This is a genomic window from Rhodococcus sp. NPDC004095, from assembly GCF_053604015.1.
In genome coordinates this window covers 172,280-189,114 of the sequence record NZ_JBSGGS010000009.1, presented here as the reverse complement: position 1 = coordinate 189,114, position 16,835 = coordinate 172,280, and the positions used below count along the sequence as shown (strand labels likewise).

The 16,835-nt window shown below is 70.3% G+C and carries 16 protein-coding genes; 8 read left to right on the top strand and 8 right to left on the bottom strand.

All coding sequences use genetic code 11. The annotated features are described in order from the left end of the window. Positions 1 to 56: 56 nt before the first annotated feature. Together ACWEPG_RS18910 and ACWEPG_RS18905 are read right to left on the bottom strand one after the other, a co-directional pair. A complete protein-coding gene (locus ACWEPG_RS18910; protein ID WP_452594996.1) occupies positions 57 to 1,163 on the bottom strand; it encodes a lipase family protein in 1,107 nt (368 codons plus the stop codon). A gap of 97 nt (positions 1,164 to 1,260) precedes the next feature. Beyond that, positions 1,261 to 2,595 (bottom strand): lipase family protein, encoded by a 1,335-nt coding sequence (locus ACWEPG_RS18905; RefSeq protein ID WP_452594995.1) that lies wholly within the window; start codon positions 2,593 to 2,595, stop codon positions 1,261 to 1,263. A 214-nt stretch (positions 2,596 to 2,809) separates the two neighbouring features. Between ACWEPG_RS18905 and ACWEPG_RS18900 the strand changes: the two genes are divergently transcribed. Next, the gene (locus ACWEPG_RS18900) at positions 2,810 to 3,331 is read left to right on the top strand and encodes a hypothetical protein (protein ID WP_452594994.1); all 522 of its coding nucleotides are present in this window, start codon (positions 2,810 to 2,812) and stop codon (positions 3,329 to 3,331) included. Between the two features lie 34 nt (positions 3,332 to 3,365). On the opposite strand, the gene ACWEPG_RS18895 is transcribed toward ACWEPG_RS18900, so the two are convergent. Beyond that, positions 3,366 to 3,953 (bottom strand): TetR/AcrR family transcriptional regulator C-terminal domain-containing protein, encoded by a 588-nt coding sequence (locus ACWEPG_RS18895; RefSeq protein WP_450114785.1) that lies wholly within the window; start codon positions 3,951 to 3,953, stop codon positions 3,366 to 3,368. A 142-nt stretch (positions 3,954 to 4,095) separates the two neighbouring features. Between ACWEPG_RS18895 and bioB the strand changes: the two genes are divergently transcribed. The 3 genes from bioB (at position 4,096) to ACWEPG_RS18880 (ending at position 6,136) form a co-directional block, all read left to right on the top strand. Then, a complete protein-coding gene (bioB, locus tag ACWEPG_RS18890) occupies positions 4,096 to 5,109 on the top strand; it encodes a biotin synthase BioB (protein WP_450114786.1) in 1,014 nt (337 codons plus the stop codon). An 11-nt stretch (positions 5,110 to 5,120) separates the two neighbouring features. Further along, positions 5,121 to 5,351: a biotin synthase auxiliary protein BsaP gene (gene bsaP, locus ACWEPG_RS18885; protein ID WP_450114787.1), complete on the top strand. Its 231-nt coding sequence runs from the start codon at positions 5,121 to 5,123 to the stop codon at positions 5,349 to 5,351. A 170-nt stretch (positions 5,352 to 5,521) separates the two neighbouring features. Continuing rightward, positions 5,522 to 6,136 (top strand): DUF2567 domain-containing protein, encoded by a 615-nt coding sequence (locus ACWEPG_RS18880; RefSeq protein WP_450114788.1) that lies wholly within the window; start codon positions 5,522 to 5,524, stop codon positions 6,134 to 6,136. A 16-nt stretch (positions 6,137 to 6,152) separates the two neighbouring features. Here the strand turns inward: ACWEPG_RS18880 and ACWEPG_RS18875 are convergent, their stop codons facing one another. Further along, the gene (locus ACWEPG_RS18875; protein WP_450114789.1) at positions 6,153 to 6,842 is read right to left on the bottom strand and encodes an NUDIX hydrolase; all 690 of its coding nucleotides are present in this window, start codon (positions 6,840 to 6,842) and stop codon (positions 6,153 to 6,155) included. Positions 6,843 to 6,935: 93 nt separating this feature from the next. Between ACWEPG_RS18875 and nadA the strand changes: the two genes are divergently transcribed. The 3 genes from nadA to nadC are packed head-to-tail and all read left to right on the top strand — an operon-like array spanning position 6,936 to position 10,470. Then, positions 6,936 to 7,967, top strand: coding sequence for a quinolinate synthase NadA (gene nadA / locus ACWEPG_RS18870; RefSeq protein WP_450114790.1), 1,032 nt, complete (start codon positions 6,936 to 6,938; stop codon positions 7,965 to 7,967). Continuing rightward, entirely contained in the window at positions 7,967 to 9,610 is a 1,644-nt protein-coding gene (locus tag ACWEPG_RS18865) for an L-aspartate oxidase (protein ID WP_452594993.1), read from the top strand. The genes nadA and ACWEPG_RS18865 overlap by 1 nt, the downstream gene beginning before the upstream one ends. After that, the gene (nadC, locus tag ACWEPG_RS18860; protein WP_452594992.1) at positions 9,607 to 10,470 is read left to right on the top strand and encodes a carboxylating nicotinate-nucleotide diphosphorylase; all 864 of its coding nucleotides are present in this window, start codon (positions 9,607 to 9,609) and stop codon (positions 10,468 to 10,470) included. The genes ACWEPG_RS18865 and nadC overlap by 4 nt, the downstream gene beginning before the upstream one ends. A 50-nt stretch (positions 10,471 to 10,520) precedes the next feature. On the opposite strand, the gene ACWEPG_RS18855 is transcribed toward nadC, so the two are convergent. Together ACWEPG_RS18855 and ACWEPG_RS18850 are read right to left on the bottom strand one after the other, a co-directional pair. Then, entirely contained in the window at positions 10,521 to 11,969 is a 1,449-nt protein-coding gene (locus ACWEPG_RS18855) for a cellulase family glycosylhydrolase (RefSeq protein ID WP_452594991.1), read from the bottom strand. A 50-nt stretch (positions 11,970 to 12,019) separates the two neighbouring features. Beyond that, positions 12,020 to 14,212: a phosphocholine-specific phospholipase C gene (locus ACWEPG_RS18850; protein ID WP_452594990.1), complete on the bottom strand. Its 2,193-nt coding sequence runs from the start codon at positions 14,210 to 14,212 to the stop codon at positions 12,020 to 12,022. A 129-nt stretch (positions 14,213 to 14,341) separates the two neighbouring features. Between ACWEPG_RS18850 and ACWEPG_RS18845 the strand changes: the two genes are divergently transcribed. After that, positions 14,342 to 14,755, top strand: a complete 414-nt coding sequence (locus ACWEPG_RS18845) for a VOC family protein (protein ID WP_450114795.1) — start codon at positions 14,342 to 14,344, stop codon at positions 14,753 to 14,755. 22 nt (positions 14,756 to 14,777) lie between these two features. On the opposite strand, the gene rhtB is transcribed toward ACWEPG_RS18845, so the two are convergent. Both rhtB and ACWEPG_RS18835 read right to left on the bottom strand, forming a co-directional pair. Then, positions 14,778 to 15,410 (bottom strand): homoserine/homoserine lactone efflux protein, encoded by a 633-nt coding sequence (gene rhtB, locus ACWEPG_RS18840; RefSeq protein WP_452594989.1) that lies wholly within the window; start codon positions 15,408 to 15,410, stop codon positions 14,778 to 14,780. A 54-nt stretch (positions 15,411 to 15,464) separates the two neighbouring features. Further along, positions 15,465 to 16,739: a glycoside hydrolase family 1 protein gene (locus tag ACWEPG_RS18835; RefSeq protein WP_452595054.1), complete on the bottom strand. Its 1,275-nt coding sequence runs from the start codon at positions 16,737 to 16,739 to the stop codon at positions 15,465 to 15,467. Positions 16,740 to 16,835 lie beyond the last annotated feature (96 nt).

Sequence of the window (16,835 nt, the reverse complement as noted above, 5' to 3'; positions counted from 1 at the left end):
TCGGCTCCTCGTCGCGGTGGTCGGCGGCACGAGATGCACCGGGCCACCCGGTCGGGTCATGCCGGGGCGAACAGGGTCCGCACGAACGTGTTCGCCTCGCTTTCGGACGCCAGCATCGTCTGCAGGTGATCCTTGGGATAGATCTTGAAGGTGAACCGCTGGCCGTTCACCGCCAGGTCGGCGGCCAGCTTGAACGTCAACGGCGCGGGGACGATCGTGTCGAAGAGGCCCTGCCCCAGGAAGAGCGGCCGATCGTAGCCGCGCAGCGGAATCGCCAGCATCTCGCGGAGCGCGGCCAGGATGGGCGCGTCCAGTTGGCGCGAGAACAGTGCGCCGATCGACGTGGTGCCGATCGCGGTGGCCGCCTCCTCGTAGCAGAGCTGTTCCGCCTGCGCGAGAACCTCTGTGCCGCGCGCACTCAGGTACGAGTCGACGTCCACGTCCGGGCGCGTCGCGCGCAGTCCCGCCAGGACGTACGAGATGAACACCGTGGTTCCGGTCAGCGGCAGCGGCGGGAACAGCGGGCCGCCCAGGGGCGCGAGGTTCTCGATGTTCGACGGCACACCCAGTGCGACCGTGCCGCGGTAGTCGAGTTCCGGTGCGTAGGAGGTCGCGATCGTGGCCGCCACCATCGCCGCCTGCCCGCCCTGGGACTGGCCCAACGTCACCCACCGGTCCGACAGGCTCGGCTCCACGGCACGGGCGGCGCGGACCATGTCGACGACGGCGTGCGCCTCCGACGCCCCGTCCAGGTAGGGGTGCACGCCCTCGGTGCCGAGGCCGACGTAGTCGGTCGCGACGATCGCGTAGCCCTGCGCGAGCCATCGACCCAGGTAGGGTCCTCCGATCTTGCCGGTGACGGTGGGTGCGCAGCCGTCCGCGATGCCGACGGCACCGTGTGCCCACGAGAGCACCGGCCATCCACCCGGCGGGGGAGTTCCCGGCGGAAGGAACACCGCGCCGGTGCTGATCGCGGGCCGATTCTGCGCGCCGAGGGTGCCGTAGGTCAGTGCAGAACCGGAGACCGCGCCGGGGATCCACTGTTCCGCGGGCAGTGCGCGGACCGCTGCCACCTCACCCGGGGCGACCGTCGTCGTGGCCGCCGAGGGCGAGGTCGCCAGCACCAGTGCGGCGAGGGTTGCCGTCGCGAGTCGCGTGAGCACGGTTCTCAGTGGACCACGGGGGGCGCCGCGCGACGAATCATGTTGGTTTCGTCTTGGATTCGTCTTGATATCGGCCCGATGTAGGTGGGGTGAGCGCTCAGCGTGGGCCGATCGGTGCACCCGTGTACGACTCGAGGAGCCGGAGGTTGGTCTCGGCGTACGTCTGAGCCGCGCCGGGCGACAGCAGCGTCGACGGCGTGCTGACGATGTCACATCCCGGTGCGGTGGGAGCGCCGGTGAGCCGGTCGCGCAGCCAGTTCAGCGTGTCCGAGGCGCCGGTGATGAGCACCGTCGCGTGCAGTCCGGTCTCGTGCCGCCGGTAGGTGACCGGGGTGCCGCCCCGGCAGTACTGGTCGACGAGGTGATCCACCGTGCCGATCGGGACGATCTCGTCGGTTACGGCGCTATAGACGTACACCGGCGCCGTGGGAGCGGCCGAGCCCAGCTTGATCTCCTGCACGGCGGCCGTGATCGCAGGCAGTTCCATCAGCTGCGCGTACGGGACCGTGAGGTAGGGGCTGTTGTCCCGGAGGATGTTCGAGGCGACGGTAGCGATCACGCACTGGTCACCCATCTCGTCCAGGGCGGCCCGACCCGCCGGGGTGAGGTGCGCGTCGATCTCGCGCGCGGCCTCCGGGAAGATCTGCCGGGTGCCTGCGATTCCGATCAACTGCAGACCCGCCCAGAACGTCCCGCTGAGGTGGTTCATGGCGACGGGGTCCGGGACCGGTGAGCCGAGCGCGGCGCCGCGGATGTTCAGCTCCGGCGCGTACGACGGCTGCAGCTGCGCGGCCCAGCCGGTGACGAGTCCGCCACCGGAGTAGCCCCACAGTCCCACCGGTGTGCCCGACGCGGAAAGTTCGAGCGGCGCGAACTGCTCGGCGGCCCGGACGCCGTCCAGGACCGCGTAACCGGGCTCGCGCGGTGCGCCGATGCGTGCCGCGGGACCCTCGTGATCGGGAACCGACACCGCCCAGCCCTGTTGCAGGGCATAGGTGATGAAGGTCATCTCGCCCTGAGTGAAGAAGCTGTCGGGTCCGGAGCCGGCCTGCATCGCGACCGAGGGTCCGCACGCGGGATCGACGCTGTCGTGAGCCACCTGGTACGAGAGCAGTGGCCGTCCGCCCGGAGCGGCCGGGCCCGCGGGCCGGAGGACGGTGGTGACCGTTGCGGTGGGCTGACCGGCGAGATCGGTTGTCCGGTAGAGGAGTTGCCATGCCTCCGCGTTGAAAGGCAGGACGGAGTAGGACGCGAGCTCCACGGGCCGCTCCCTCAGGATCGAGCCGGGTGTCGCGGATTCGAATCCGTCCGGGGGAGTGTAGAACGCGTCGATGGCAGGCTGGGCCTGTGCGGATGCCGTGGGGACCGCGGCGGCGCCGGTGCCGAGAAGGGTCGTCGCGACGAGGGTGGCGAGGACTCCCGACAGGCGCATGAGCGGCAGCGTAGTCGGCCGGTCGCGAGTGCGAGGCGCCTTGTGTGACGTGACTCCCGCACGTCGGTGGCGGCCGGCGGACCGAGTGCGTGATCCCATACCCGGAGCGAGGTGTTCCGGCTTCGCCGCCGGCGAGAGGAACGATCCAGATGCACTTCCACGTGGCCGGACGACCGGACCGCGAGTCCTGCTCCGCGCTCGTGGCGGTGACGCAGTGATCGATCCTCGGGTCGTGCAGCTCGGCGTCGCGGAGTCGATCGAGACGGTGCGCGAGGTGGCGCAGTTGATCACTCGGTTGCGTTCCGCCGCAGAGGATCTCGGCAACCGCGAGGCCGTCGGTGCTCAGCTCGACCAGGCCGCCGCCGCGCTCGCCGTGGCAATGGATGCAATGTCGGGAGCCGCTGGGTCGCTTGCCGAGGTGACGCAGGTCGAGCGCGCCGAAAGTGGTGTGCCCGTGGGGGAGTGCACCGCCGTCATCGACCCGGAGGGCGAGACCCGCTGGGTCGAGAGCCCCGACCCGCTCGAGCGTGCGCGCACGTACCGGTGTATCCGCGTCGTCAGTGGACACGGCGGTGACGAGGTCGCGGTCGTGGAATTCGACTCGGCGGCCCGGTGGAAGCCGGGGATCTACGACAGGGTGCTGTTCGACGCGGGCTGGGTCCGTGTCGGGCCGTGGTGCGGGCAGAGCTTCTGCGCGGTCGAGCCGGGTCCGGGAGCGTTCCCCGGGTCCGACTGACCCGCCCGGCAGATCCGGTGCGCCCGGGCGCGGTTCAGCGCCGGGCGTGCTCGCCGAGCCGGCTGCGGACGCCGTCCACGAAGAGGCTCAGTCCGTAGTCGAAACGCGCTGTGCCGCTGGTGCTGTCGTACAGCGGCGAGGCGTCCTCGGTGAGTGCGCCGTGGCTGTCCATCTGCATCCGGGACTGCTCGTCCGTCGTCTGCCCGAGGATGTAGAACAGCAGCGTGTCGGCGGCGAACTCGGCCTCGTCGGCCGGCAGTCCGGCCTCGGTGCACGACCGTGCCAGGGTGTCGCGGGCGTCGTTGGTCGCCAGTCGTGCCGCGTAGGAGGCGGCCGCCAGCTCCGCGCCGTCGCGGTGGGCGAGCAGTGCGTCCCGGATGCGGTGTGCCAGCACGTCGAGGCGCTCGTCCCACGCGGATGCGTCGATCGGCCCGGACACCCGGCCGAGCATGTCGTCGGTGATCGCCGCCAGCAGCGTCTGCTTGTTTGGGAAGTGCCAGTACAGCGCGCCGGGCTGCACGCCGAGCGAGGTGGCCAGCCTGCGCATGGTCAGGTCGCCCAGGCCGTACTCGTCGAGGATGGTGATCGCCCCGGCCAGGACGTCGGCTCGTCGCAGCTGCACGTGTTGTCCGTTTCCGTCGGTGTTGGTTGACACCATTTCACCACGACCCTAACCTGAACGGCGTTCAACTTGTACGGTGTTCAAGTTCGTCGAGCTAATCACTTCGCGACCGGAACACTCGCCCGGCATTCAGGAGCTACCCGTGACCCAGGCCCCCGTCCGCACCGACATCCTCGCGATCGCGCGGGAGCAGGTCCTCGAGCGTGGTGAGGGCCTGACCCAGGAGCAGACGCTGCAGGTGCTGCAGCTGCCCGACGATCGGCTAGAGGACCTGCTCTCGCTCGCGCACGACGTGCGCATGAAGTGGTGCGGTCCGGAGGTCGAGGTCGAGGGCATCATCTCGCTCAAGACCGGCGGCTGCCCCGAGGACTGCCACTTCTGTTCGCAGTCCGGGCTTTTCGCGTCCCCGGTCCGCGCCGCCTGGCTCGACATCCCGAGCCTGGTCGAGGCCGCCAAGCAGACCGCCAAGACCGGCGCCACCGAGTTCTGCATCGTCGCGGCCGTCCGTGGGCCCGACGAGAAGCTGATGGCGCAGGTCGCCGCCGGTGTCGAGGCGATCCGGGGCGAGGTCGACATCCAGGTCGCGTGCTCGCTCGGCATGCTCACCCAGGAGCAGGTCGACCAGCTGGCCGCGATCGGCGTGCACCGCTACAACCACAACCTCGAGACCTCCCGGTCGCACTTCCCGAACGTCGTCACCACCCACACCTGGGAGGAACGCTGGGACACCCTGCGGATGGTCCGTGAGGCCGGCATGGAGGTCTGCTGCGGCGGCATCCTCGGCATGGGGGAGAGTCTCGAACAGCGCGCCGAGTTCGCCGCGAACCTGGCCGAGCTCGAGCCCGACGAGGTGCCCCTGAACTTCCTCAATCCCCGCCCCGGCACCCCGTTCGGCGACCTCGAGGTGCTGCCTGCGGCCGACGCGCTGCGGGCCGTGGCCGCATTCCGGCTCGCGTTGCCGCGGACGATCCTGCGTTTCGCCGGCGGCCGGGAGATCACCCTGGGCGACCTCGGCGCCAAGCAGGGCATCCTCGGCGGCATCAACGCCGTCATCGTCGGCAACTACCTGACCACCCTCGGTCGTCCCGCCGAATCCGACCTGGACCTGCTCGGCGAACTGCAGATGCCGATCAAGGCCCTGAACCAGACCATCTAGGAGTACCCGCTATGGACACGCCTGTCACCGATGTGGCCGAGCGGTACAACCCGTACACGGGGCTGCGGATCGTGCCCGGCGTCCCGGATTCGGTGCCCGCCGCCGCGGAGATGGGGCTCGAGCCGCCCCGCTTCTGCGAGCACTGCGGTCGCCGGATGATCGTGCAGGTCAGTCCCGACGGCTGGTGGGCCAAATGCTCGCGTCACGGGGTCAGCGACTCCACGGAGGGCGAGCGGCGCTGAGCAGGCCGGGGCGCACTGAGGGGGGCGCCCCGGCCGAGCGCACTGAAGGGGACGCCCCGGCCGACGGCCCGAGCCGAAGCCCTCGCGCTCGTGAGGTCCGGCGCGCACGATCCGGAGCCGTGTCCGCGTCGTGCGTGGCACCTCGCGGTGCACCTCTAAGGTGGATGATCGTGACCACCGAGACCGACACACCCGATGCGCAGCACGCGCCCACCGCGGCGGAGCGCCGGACCCGCCGGGCCGACACGGCCGCGGCCGCCCGCGTCGTCGTCGGGATCGTCGTGGTCAGCGCGCTCGCCGGGATCGTCTGGGGTCTGCTCGTGCCCGCACAGCACTTCCTGGTCGTCTCCGGTGGCGGCGCCGTGTCGTTGACGGGGGAGAGCGGTCACCAGTTCGACGCGGTTGCGCTGTTCCTGTGCCTGGGGGCGATCCTCGGGGTGCTGTCGGCGGTCGCAGTCTGGACGCGGCGGGCGCACCGCGGAGTCGCGCAGGTGATCGGGCTGGTCGTCGGCTCCGTGGTCGGCGCATCCGCCGCCGCGGTCGTCGGGCTCGGGGTGGCCCGGTTGCGCTTCCCTGGGGTCGAGGATCTCGAACTGGGGCAGATCGTGCCCGCGACGCCGGGGCTCGGCACGATGATGGCGCTGATCGCGCAACCGTTCGCGGCGTCGCTGGTGTACCTGCTGCTCGTCTCGCTCAGCTCGCGTCCCGATCTCGGTCGCACCGCCCCCTCCGCCGCCGTCGAGCGTGCACCTGCCGACGTCGCGTCGCGGCCGTTGCCCCGATAACTGCCCTCTCGCGGGATCAGGTGGGGGGCCGCAGCGCGGCGAACTCGTCGGTGACGCGCAACCGCGACTCGGCAAACCGGTACAGGGCGGGCGGACGGCCGCCGAAACGTCCGGGAGCGGCGGTCGCGCCGGTCGCGACCAGCACCCCGCGCCGACCGAGGACGCGCTGCAGATTCGTCGCGTCCACCTGATAACCCAAAGCCGCGCAGTAGATCTCACGCAACGTCGACATCGCGAACTCGTCGGGCGCGAGCGCGAACGCGATGTTCGTGTAGGACAGTTTCGCGGCCAGTCGCGTGCGGGCGTGCTCGACGACGACACCGTGATCGAATGCGGTCGGGAGGAGAGCTGAGACCGGATGCCAGGCGGTGTCCGGGGGAATGTCCGGGTCGGCGTCGAGTGGGACGAGGCCGAGGAATGTCGAGGCGATCAGCCGGACGCCGGGCACCCGGTGCGGATCGGAGAACACCGACAGCTGTTCGAGGTGCGCGACCTCCCGCACGTCGACCTTCTCGGCGAGTTGCCGCCGCGCCGAGGTCTTCAGGTCCTCGTCGTCGCGCAGCAGTCCGCCGGGCAGTGACCAGGCGCCGCGTTCGGGTTCGAGGGCGCGCTGCCAGAGCAGCACGCACAGCTCGGGATTGTCGTTCACATTGCGAACCTGGAACACCGCGGTGAGCACTTCGTGAAGGGTGTTACCATTGGGCACGTTTTCGATCCTAAGTCGAAAACCCCCGAAACGGAAATCCGGGCAGCCCCCCGGCATTACCAGCGACACGGCTTCGCGGTAAGGAGAACGGCCATGACATCGACGTTGTGGGCAGGTGCAGGTCAGATCACCGACGGTCCCGGTGGCTACACCGGCGTCGAAGCCGGCCCCGAATGGGCCGCCGAGGTGCGACGACTCGCCAAGGAGCGCGGCGCGACGCTGCTCGCGCACAACTACCAGCTGCCGGCCATCCAGGACGTCGCCGACCATGTCGGGGACTCGCTGGCGCTGTCCCGGATCGCGGCCGAGGCCGAAGAGGACACCATCGTCTTCTGCGGCGTGCACTTCATGGCCGAGACGGCCAAGATCCTCAGCCCGAACAAGACGGTCCTGATCCCCGACGAGCGGGCCGGCTGCTCGCTCGCCGACTCCATCACCGCCGACCAGCTGCGGGAGTGGAAGGCCGAGTACCCCGACGCCGTGGTCGTGTCGTACGTCAACACGACCGCCGAGGTGAAGGGCCTGACCGACATCTGCTGCACGTCGTCGAACGCCGTCGACGTCGTCGCGTCGATCGACCCCGACCGCGAGGTGCTGTTCCTGCCCGACCAGTTCCTCGGGGCGCACGTCAAGCGCGTCACCGGCCGGCAGAACATGCACATCTGGGCGGGTGAGTGCCACGTGCACGCCGGCATCAACGGCGACGAGCTGACCGCCCAGGCCAAGGCCCACCCGGACGCCGAACTGTTCGTGCACCCCGAGTGCGGCTGTGCCACCTCCGCGCTGTACCTGGCCGGCGAGGGCTTCGTACCCGAGGACAAGGTCAAGATCCTGTCCACCGGCGGCATGCTCGACGCCGCCCGCGCCACCGGCGCCAGGCAGGTCCTCGTGGCCACCGAGGTCGGCATGCTGCACCAGCTGCGCAAGGCCGCGCCCGAGGTGGACTTCCAGGCCGTCAACGACCGCGCGTCGTGCCCGTACATGAAGATGATCACCCCCGCCGCCCTGCTGCGCTGCCTGCAGGAGGGCAAGGACGAGGTGCACGTCGACCCCGCGGTCGCCGAACGTGCCCGCAAGTCCGTGCAGCGGATGATCGAGATCGGCAACCCGGGCGGCGGCGAGTAGTGAACGGGCTCGCGCCCGGCGCCGGGGTGCACGACAGCTGGGAGGCGCACGCCGACCTGGTCGTGGTCGGCGGTGGGGTCGCGGGACTGACCGCGGCCCGCACCGCGACCCGCGCCGGACTGCGGGTGCTCACCGTCAGCAAAGGCGGCCCCACCGACACCGCGACCGTGTACGCGCAGGGCGGCATCGCGGTCAGCAGCGGTTACGACGTCGACGCCCACGTCGCCGACACCCTCGCCGCCGGCGGTGGCCTGTGCGACGAGGCGGCGGTGCGGTCGATCGTCGCGGCAGGCGCGGACGCGGTCACGGCGCTCGCCGACCTCGGCGCGGTGTTCGACCGCGGACGCGACGGTCAGGTCTCGCGCACCCGCGAGGGCGGGCACAGCGCCCGCCGGATCATCCACGCCGGGGGCGACGCCACCGGCGCCGAGGTGCAGCGGGCGCTGAACGCAGCGGGCATGCCGGTGCTCTTCGGTGCCGCCGCCGCGCGGGTGGTGACGGGCGTCGACGGCGTCCAGGGCCTGGTCGTCCTGTCGGACAAGGGCTTCGGCACCGGCATCGACGGCACCGCCGTCGGCACCGGCATCGACAGCACCGCCGTCGGTGTCATCCACGCACCGGCCGTGCTGCTCGCCACCGGCGGCCTCGGTCAGCTGTACTCGTGCAGCACCAACCCGCCCGGTGCGACCGCCGACGGCATCGCGCTGGCCCTCGACGCCGGTGCGATCGTCGCGGACCTGGAGTTCGTCCAGTTCCATCCGACCGTGCTGTTCGCGGCAGGCGGGGTCGGCCGGCGTCCGCTGATCTCCGAGGCGGTGCGCGGCGAGGGCGCGGTTCTCGTGGACTCCCACGGGAATTCGGTGACCGCGGGTGTGCACCCGATGGGTGACCTGGCGCCGCGGGACGTGGTGTCCAAGGCGATCGCAGCACGGTTGCGGACGCTCGGGGAGGATCACGTGTACCTCGACGCCCGCCGCGTCGACGGCTTCGCGGAGCGGTTCCCGACCATCACCGCGTCCTGCCGGGAGGTGGGCCTCGATCCCGCCGCCGACCTGATCCCCGTCGCGCCTGCCGCGCACTACTCGTGTGGCGGCGTCGTCACCGACACCCACGGGCGCACCCGGGTGCCCGGCCTGCTCGCGGCCGGTGAGGTCGCGCGCACCGGGCTGCACGGAGCCAACCGGCTCGCCTCCAACAGCCTGCTCGAGGGCCTGGTCGTCGGAGAGCGCGCCGGGCTGGCCGCAGCCGAGCGCATCGGAACTTCAGTGGAGGTGGCCTCCTCGGATCTCCCTGCCGCGGAGGTGGTGTCGCGGGCCACGGTGCAGTCGCTGATGACCGCGCACGCGTCCGTCGTGCGCGACGGGGACGGCCTGTCCACGGTGTCGGTGGCGCTGGCGAGCCGCGAGACGGTGCGGCCGTCGACCGTCACCGACCTCGAGGACTCCGCGCTCACCACGGCGGCGTCCGCGCTGGTGCTGGCCGCGTCCGCCCGCACGGAGAGCCGTGGCTGCCACACCCGGCTCGACCACCCCGACACCGACGACGACTGGCGGCGGCCGCTGCCCGTGCGCCGCGAACCCGACGGCACCCTCGCCCTCACCGACCTCGTGAGCGCCGAACCGATCCCGACAGGAGCACGATGACCACCCTGGCTGACGGCCTCGACCGCGACGAGATCCGCGCGCTGGTGCGGGTAGCCCTCGACGAGGACCTGCGCTACGGACCCGACGTCACCTCGGTGGCGACCGTCCCCGAGGGGGCGGTCGCGAAGGCGTCCGTCGTCTCCCGCAGTGCCGGTGTGGTCGCGGGCATCGACGTCGGGCTGCTCGTCCTCGACGAGGTCGTCGGCGCGGGCAACTACGAGGTCCTCGCCCGCGTCGACGACGGCACCGCCGTGGCGGCGGGCGATGCGGTGCTGACCGTCTCCGCGCCGACCCGGGACCTGCTCACCGCCGAACGCACGATGCTGAACCTGCTGTGCCACCTGTCCGGCATCGCCACTGCCACCGCGCGGTGGGTCGAGGCGGTCGCGGGCACCGACTGCAAGATCCGCGACAGCCGCAAGACGCTGCCCGGGCTGCGGTCGCTGCAGAAGTACGCGGTGCGGATGGGCGGCGGCGTCAACCACCGGATGGGTCTCGGTGACGCGGCGCTGATCAAGGACAACCACGTCGCGGCCGCCGGGTCCGTGGTCGCTGCGCTGCGGGCGGTCCGTGAGGTCGCGCCGGACATCGAGTGCGAGGTCGAGGTGGACAGTCTCGCGCAGCTCGACGAGGTTCTCGCGGAGGGCGTCGACCTGGTGCTGCTGGACAACTTCGCGCTCTGGCAGACCCAGTCCGCGGTGCAGCGCCGCAACACCCGCTCGCCGAAGACCAAGCTGGAATCGTCCGGCGGCCTGACCCTCGACGTCGCCGCCGACTACGCCGGCACCGGCGTGGACTTCCTCGCCGTCGGCGCGCTCACCCACTCGGTGACGGTCCTGGACCTCGGTCTCGACATGTGACGCCGGCGCCCGGGCGGTGTCCGGGCGCCGACGCGGTCGCCGGCGCGGGCTCAGGCCGCCGGTGTCACCGTGACGGTCACCTCGTCGACACCGGTCTCGGTCCGCACCGTCAGCAGGCGGTTCTGCCGGTCCCAGGTCACGACGTCCGCACCCGCGACCGTGACATCCCCGGGAAACCCGTTGCGCGGCAGGTAGATCTCGGTGGGGGCTGTGACGGCGGGGTCGGGACGGATGGTCAGCTCGAGGTGGTCGGTGGACGACGACCACTCGTGCGGTGTGCCCGCAACCGCGCGCGGGTAGGGCTTGTTCACGGTGTCGACGAGAATCGTCCGCGTCCCGTCCTCCAGGTACGGGCCCCAGGGACCGGGGTCGCTCGACCAGTACGCGACTCCCGCACCCATCTCCCGAGCCTCGGTGTAGACGCGATCGAGGTACTCCTGGGCGCCCGGCAGCGTGGTGTCGAGCCCGAACTCGCCGAGGATGATCGGTGCCCCCTGAAGGACGTTCCCGGCGATGTGTTCGATGCTTGCGCGCCAGGTCTCGATGGTCGCGTCGGTGAGGTCCTTCGACACACCCGAGTAACCGTCACCGAGATCGAGGGGCAGCGGGTACAGGTGCGGGCAGTAGGCGATGCGTCGCTCGCCCGCACGGGGGTCGACGATGTTGGTGAGCCCGCTCGGCACGCCCTGATTGACACCGACGGCCTGCGGGGCGACACACACCCAGCTGTCCTGGTCGGCCTGCCGAATGGCGTTGGTGGTCCGCTGGTACAGCGCGGCCAGCGGACCGGACTCGAACGCAGGCCCCTGCAGCGAGCCTCCCCACGGCTCGTTCATCAGGTCGTACGCCACGACGGTGTCGTTGTTCGCGAATCGTTCGGCGACCGCCCGCCACGCATTCGCGTAGTGCTCCGTCAGCTCGGGATGCTTGCCGGTGGTGTTCCAGAAGTTGTCGAATGCGCGGATGACGCCCGGCTCGACGTAATACAGCTCCCAGCGGTCCCTTTCGTTGACCGGAAGGCCGTCCATGTACGTCGCCCAACCCGGAGCCCCGTTGCCGGTCCTGCCGTCAGGGGTGATCGCGCCGGAGTAGAGGTCCTGGTGCATGTCGAGCATCACCTTGTAGCCGCGTTCGGCGTACCAGCCGACCCGGTCCTCGACTCGGTCCAGGTACGCCTGGTCGTACTGTCCCGGTTCGGGTTCCACGGAACGCCACGAGATCAGGAAGCGTACGAAGTTCGTTCCCATGTCGGTCTGTTCGCGGTCGAGGTCGGCTTCGGTGAAGGCAGGCATGCCGTCCGGCGCGCTCTTCGAGCTCGATGCAGTGTTGAATCCCCGCAGGATCAGTGACCGGCCGGCGTCATCCTTGAGGTAGGTCCGCGTCGTGCCACCGCCACCGCCACTCCCGGACGTGGGCAGACTGCTCTGTGCGGTCGCGATCCCGCCTCCGAGGATCAGTGTGCTCGTGACGATCAGGGATGCGAGCCGGATGCGGCGCATGAAACCTCCTGGTGTTCTGCGGGTCAGCGGGATGTCGTGCCTTGCGGTGGTCACGCCGGCTGGCTGGTGCTCTCTCGACCGTTCTCGATGTGTCCGACGAGTCTGCGCCGGAAGTCCGGGTCCTCCTCGACGGTGATGGTGCAGTCGTACCAGCCGTCGCCCGACGGAGCCGTCCACGACGCCCGGCCGCCGGATGCGAGTTGCCGGCGGCCCCCGTCGACGACGATCGTCAGAGCGTGCGGTCCTCGGTTCTCCACCGACAGGTCGAGGGCCATCGCGGTAGGGTCCGCCGACGCGGATACGTCGAGTGCCGCGGCCGCGCCCTCGGCCGAGCCGGCGAACTCGCGTCGGAAGCCGTTCGGGCCCACCAAGAGCAGGTCGTACCGTGGGGCGGGCAGGTTGGCGGTGTGCGTGATCTCGCCGAGGACGTCGAAATGCCGCGGCAGGTCGAACTCGCCCGCGTACGGATACAGGGCCAGATGTGCCGACGACGCACCGGTGTTGGACAGGTGCACCGTCACCGAACGAGCGGCGGTGTCCACGCGGGCGTCTGCGCCGGGTTGATAGGGCAGCGCCCTGGCGGGCCGGGTGCCGCTCTCCTGCAGTGGCATTCGCTGCTCGACGGGTGGGGTCGGAGTCCATCGCGGCTCCAGCGGCGGGGTCGGCTGCGGCCGGGTGAGGGTTGGGCGAGCGCGTGGATGGGCGAAGTCGAACACCGAGGTGAGGTCCCCGCTGACCGTGCGCCGCCACGGGTCGATCTCCGGCTGGGCGATCCCGAATCGCTTCTCCAGGAACTGGGCCACCGAGGTGTGGTCGAACACCTGCGAACAGACGAACCCCCCTACGGTCCAGGGCGAGATGATCGTCATCGGCACCCGCGGGCCGAGGCCCAGTGGTTGGTCACCCACCCATTCCGTGGCGGCGGTGCGGGGCGGGCGGGGTGGCGGGACGTGGTCGAAGTAGCCGTCGTTCTCGTCGAAGTTCACGATCACGGCCGTTTTCGCCCACAGGTCCGGGTCGGAGGCGATCGCGTCGAGCACCTGGTACAGCAGCGTCGCGCTCGCCGCGGGTGACGATCCGGAAGGATGCTCCGAATCGACCTCGGACGGAACCAGATAGCTGACCTGCGGCAGTCTGCCCGACTCGACGTCCCTCCGGAACTCGGCCGCGAGTGTTCCCGGTCGGGACCGGTACAGCGCGCGGTCGTACAGCTCACGGTCGGCCGGGGACAGCTGATCGGCGGCGATCTCGAGCGCGCGCACCGCCGCGTCCTGGACCGGCGGGGGCATCGTCGGCAGCGCCAGGTAGAACCCCGCCAGGGTCTGCAGCTGGTAGGGCAGCAGGCCGGGGTGGCCGAGCAGGGCGGCCCCGACCTTCTTGAAGGTGGTGAAGTACTCGAGGTTGTTGTCCCCGAAGTTGTCCCACTCCTGGTACGTCTTCCAGGTCACGCCCGCCGCCTGCAGCCGCTCGGGGACGGTGGTCCACCCGTAGCCGGCGTGCCACGGGTCGTAGGCGGCGTTGGTGACGGCGCGGCCTTCCGGACCCGGATCCGACGACAGTGTCACGCCCGAGGACCCCGCCAGATCCGACGAGGCCGCGCTCTTCGGTAGCGGGGCGGGAGGCTCGAAACCGGTGTATCCGGACACCCAGTAGTTGCGGTTCGGGCTGGTCGACGTCGGCACCGAGCAGTGGTAGGCGTCGCAGATCGTGAACGCGTCCGCGAGCTCGTAGTGGAACGGGATGTCCTGGCGGTCGTAGTACGCCATCGTGGTGCCCGTCTTGGCCTCGACCCATCCGTCGTGCCAGCCGTCGGCAAGCGCCCGGTGGCCGCCTTCCCAGCTGTGGTCGAGGCCGGTGACGTTCTGGGCGTCCATCTGCTGCGCGGCGGCGGAGTCCCGGATGGGGAAGGGCAGCACCCTGCCGGTCGGTGCGGGCTGCTCGAAGACCGAGGCCCCGTCCCGGAGCCGCAGCGCGTTCGGGTCACCGAATCCCCGGACCCCACGCAGCGTTCCGTAGTAGTGATCGAACGACCGGTTCTCCTGCATCAGCAGCACGACGTGCTCGACCGACTCCAGCCCGCCGGGGGGCACCGGGGTCGCGAGTGCGCGCTGCAGGGAGGGTGGGAGCAGTGACGATGTGGCGACCGCCGCCACCGCGCCCGCGCTCGCTGTGAGAAAACTCCTCCGGGAGAAGGTGTTTCGGTTCGCATCCGGTGCGCTGTGGGTGGGGTCGGTACGGCTCACGATCCGAGACTGTAGACCAAACGTCCAGTTGTTTTGTGGGAGTGTGGGAATTCGCTGCGCCGAGCCATCGGGGCGGGGTCATGTCGTAGTGTGGTCCACGCCACTGTTCGGCCGACCCGAGGAGCAGCGATGAGTTCACGTCTCAACCCGTACATCAGCTTCAAGGACAACGCCCGCGAGGCGATGGAGTTCTACAAGGGTGTGTTCGGCGGCACCCTGAACCTGAGCACGTTCGGCGAGTTCGGCGACAAGGACGCGCCCGGTGCCGACGGCATCATGCACGCCATGCTCGAGACGCCACAGGGATTCACCCTGATGGGTGCGGACACCCCGCCCGGTATGGAACACAACCCCGGTACCAACTTTTCGGTGAGCCTGAGCGGTGACGACGCCGACGAACTGCGAGGCTGGTGGGAGAAGCTCTCCCAGGGCGGTCAGGTCGCGGTGCCGCTGGAGAAGCAGATGTGGGGTGACGTGTTCGGCATGTGCACCGACCGATTCGGTATCGGCTGGATGGTCAACATCGCCGGCGAGTCGTCCTGACGGGCGCTCACGCCGACGGCGCTCACGCCGTCGCGGCGCGCCGCACCAGCGACAGGAACCCGGCGGCGGTGAAGAACAGGCCGGCGAACACCCGGCCGGTGATGCGCTGCTGCCGGGGCGAGCGCATGAACGTCAGCACCCGCGCGGCGAGACCGGTGTAGCCGGTCATCACGATCACGTCCACGCAGATCATCGTCGCCGCGATGATCGCGTACTGCGGGACCAGCGGCCGTGCCGGGTCGAGGAACTGCGGCAGCACCGCGAGCATGAACACCACGGCCTTCGGGTTGCTCGCGTTCACCAGAAAGCCGCGGGTCACCATGCCGAGCGCCGACCCGGTCGGCTTCGCGCTGTCGGTGTCGACCTCCGTCGGCGCGGCCCGCCACTGCCGGATCCCCAGATAGACCAGGTAGGTGACCCCGAACCACTTGATGACGGTGAACGCCACCGCCGACGACGCGAGGAGGGCGCCGACCCCGGCCGCCACGATCACGATCTGCAGCAGCAGTCCGAGTTGCAGGCCGAGGATGTTCCAGTAGCCGCGGCGCAGTCCGTGGCTGAGCCCGGACGACATCGACGCGATCGCCCCTGCGCCGGGGGACAGGCTGATCACCCACGCCGCGCCGAGGAAACCCAACCACACCTGCCACGTCACCCGAACAGCATAGGGGCAGGTCCGGCACCACTTTCGGGCGGAGGGCCGGCGCCGTCAGCTGCCGGACGTCGCCAGGCAGCTCCGCGGCGGATTCACCAGCGAGCACACCGAGTCGGCCATGACGGGGCGGTAGTCGGCCGGGACGCCGTGGCCGGCGATCACCTCCCGGTACGTCGCGACCGCGTCGGTGGGTCTGCGGGTCAGGGTCGGATCGGTGAGCACGTCGACGGTGTAGAGGCCGAAGCGGTTGCGGTAGTTGCCCCACTCGTAGTTGTCGGTGATCGACCAGTAGTTGTAACCGATCACGTGGGCGCCGTCCGCCTTCGCGCGCTGCAGCCAGTAGACGTGATCCCGCAGATGGTCGGAGCGGGTGTAGCCGTCCGGGCGGGGCTTTCCGTCGTCCATCGGCATCCCGTTCTCCACCACGAAGATCGGCAGCTCCGGATACTTGTGCTCGAAATGCATTGCCGCGTGGTAGATCCCGTCCGGCTGCGGGCGGACGTCGTAGAACTTGTCGGTCGCGGCGGCCGCCGCGGTGAGGTTGTCCAGTGAGACCCCGTAGTAGTAGTCGAGACCGAGGAAGTCGAGCTTGTCGCGGACACGATCGGTGAACTGCCCGTCGATCACGTCCATCACGGCGGGGATGTACGCGACGTTGCTCGACACCCGGGTGCCCGGGTCGAGGCGGTGGATGACGTCGTACACGGCGCGGTGGGCGCGCACCATCCGGTCGAGCACCGCGGTGGCGTCGAGCGGGGAGATGCCGCCGAACGTGGTCTCCTTGAGCACGAACGCGGTCGGCTCGTTGAACGTGATCCAGGTGGCGCCCTGACCGGCGTAGCGGGCGATCACCTTGTCCGCGTTCGCCAGCCACGACCCGATCGTCTCGTCGGTGCGCCAGCCGCCGCGGTCGGCGACCCAGCCGGGGTACACGAAGTGGTCGAGGGTGATCATCGGCCGCATCCCGTGCGCGCGGATCTGCCGCACCACGTCGTCGTAGTACGCGAACTCGGCCTCGTCCCAGCTGTCGGGTGTCGGCTGGACCCGCGCCCACTCCACCGAGAACCGGAACGTGTCGACGCCCATGGCCGCGGCGTTGGCGATGTCCTCGGCGTAGCGGTGCCGGAAGTCCGGGCCGCTGCCGTACGGATCGTGCGTCTTGCCCGCCGCGATGTAGCGCGACCAGTTGCTGTCCGGCGGCGGACCCTCGGCCTGGAACCCGGACGTCGCCACACCCCACTCGAAGTCGGGTCCGAGCGGGTCCGCCGCGGGCGTCGCGGTCGCGGGGGAAACCGCGACGGCGGGAAGGGTCAGGGCGGCGGCGAGCAGGGCGAGAAATCGTGCGAATCGGGCCACGGTGAGCAGGTTAGGGCAGAGTCGCCGACCGCTATGGCGAAACTCACAAAGAATTCCGTTCGATGGATT

What these genes read in the sequence shown, in the direction of transcription:
- bsaP (WP_450114787.1), top strand. Translation starts at nt 5,121, where the DNA reads ATGGACACGCCTGTCACCGATGTGGCCGAGCGGTACAACCCGTACACG.
- nadA (WP_450114790.1), top strand. Translation starts at nt 6,936, where the DNA reads ATGACATCGACGTTGTGGGCAGGTGCAGGTCAGATCACCGACGGTCCC.
- ACWEPG_RS18845 (WP_450114795.1), top strand. Translation starts at nt 14,342, where the DNA reads ATGAGTTCACGTCTCAACCCGTACATCAGCTTCAAGGACAACGCCCGC.
- ACWEPG_RS18855 (WP_452594991.1), bottom strand. Translation starts at nt 11,969, where the DNA reads ATGCGCCGCATCCGGCTCGCATCCCTGATCGTCACGAGCACACTGATC.
- ACWEPG_RS18905 (WP_452594995.1), bottom strand. Translation starts at nt 2,595, where the DNA reads ATGCGCCTGTCGGGAGTCCTCGCCACCCTCGTCGCGACGACCCTTCTC.
- nadC (WP_452594992.1), top strand. Translation starts at nt 9,607, where the DNA reads ATGACCACCCTGGCTGACGGCCTCGACCGCGACGAGATCCGCGCGCTG.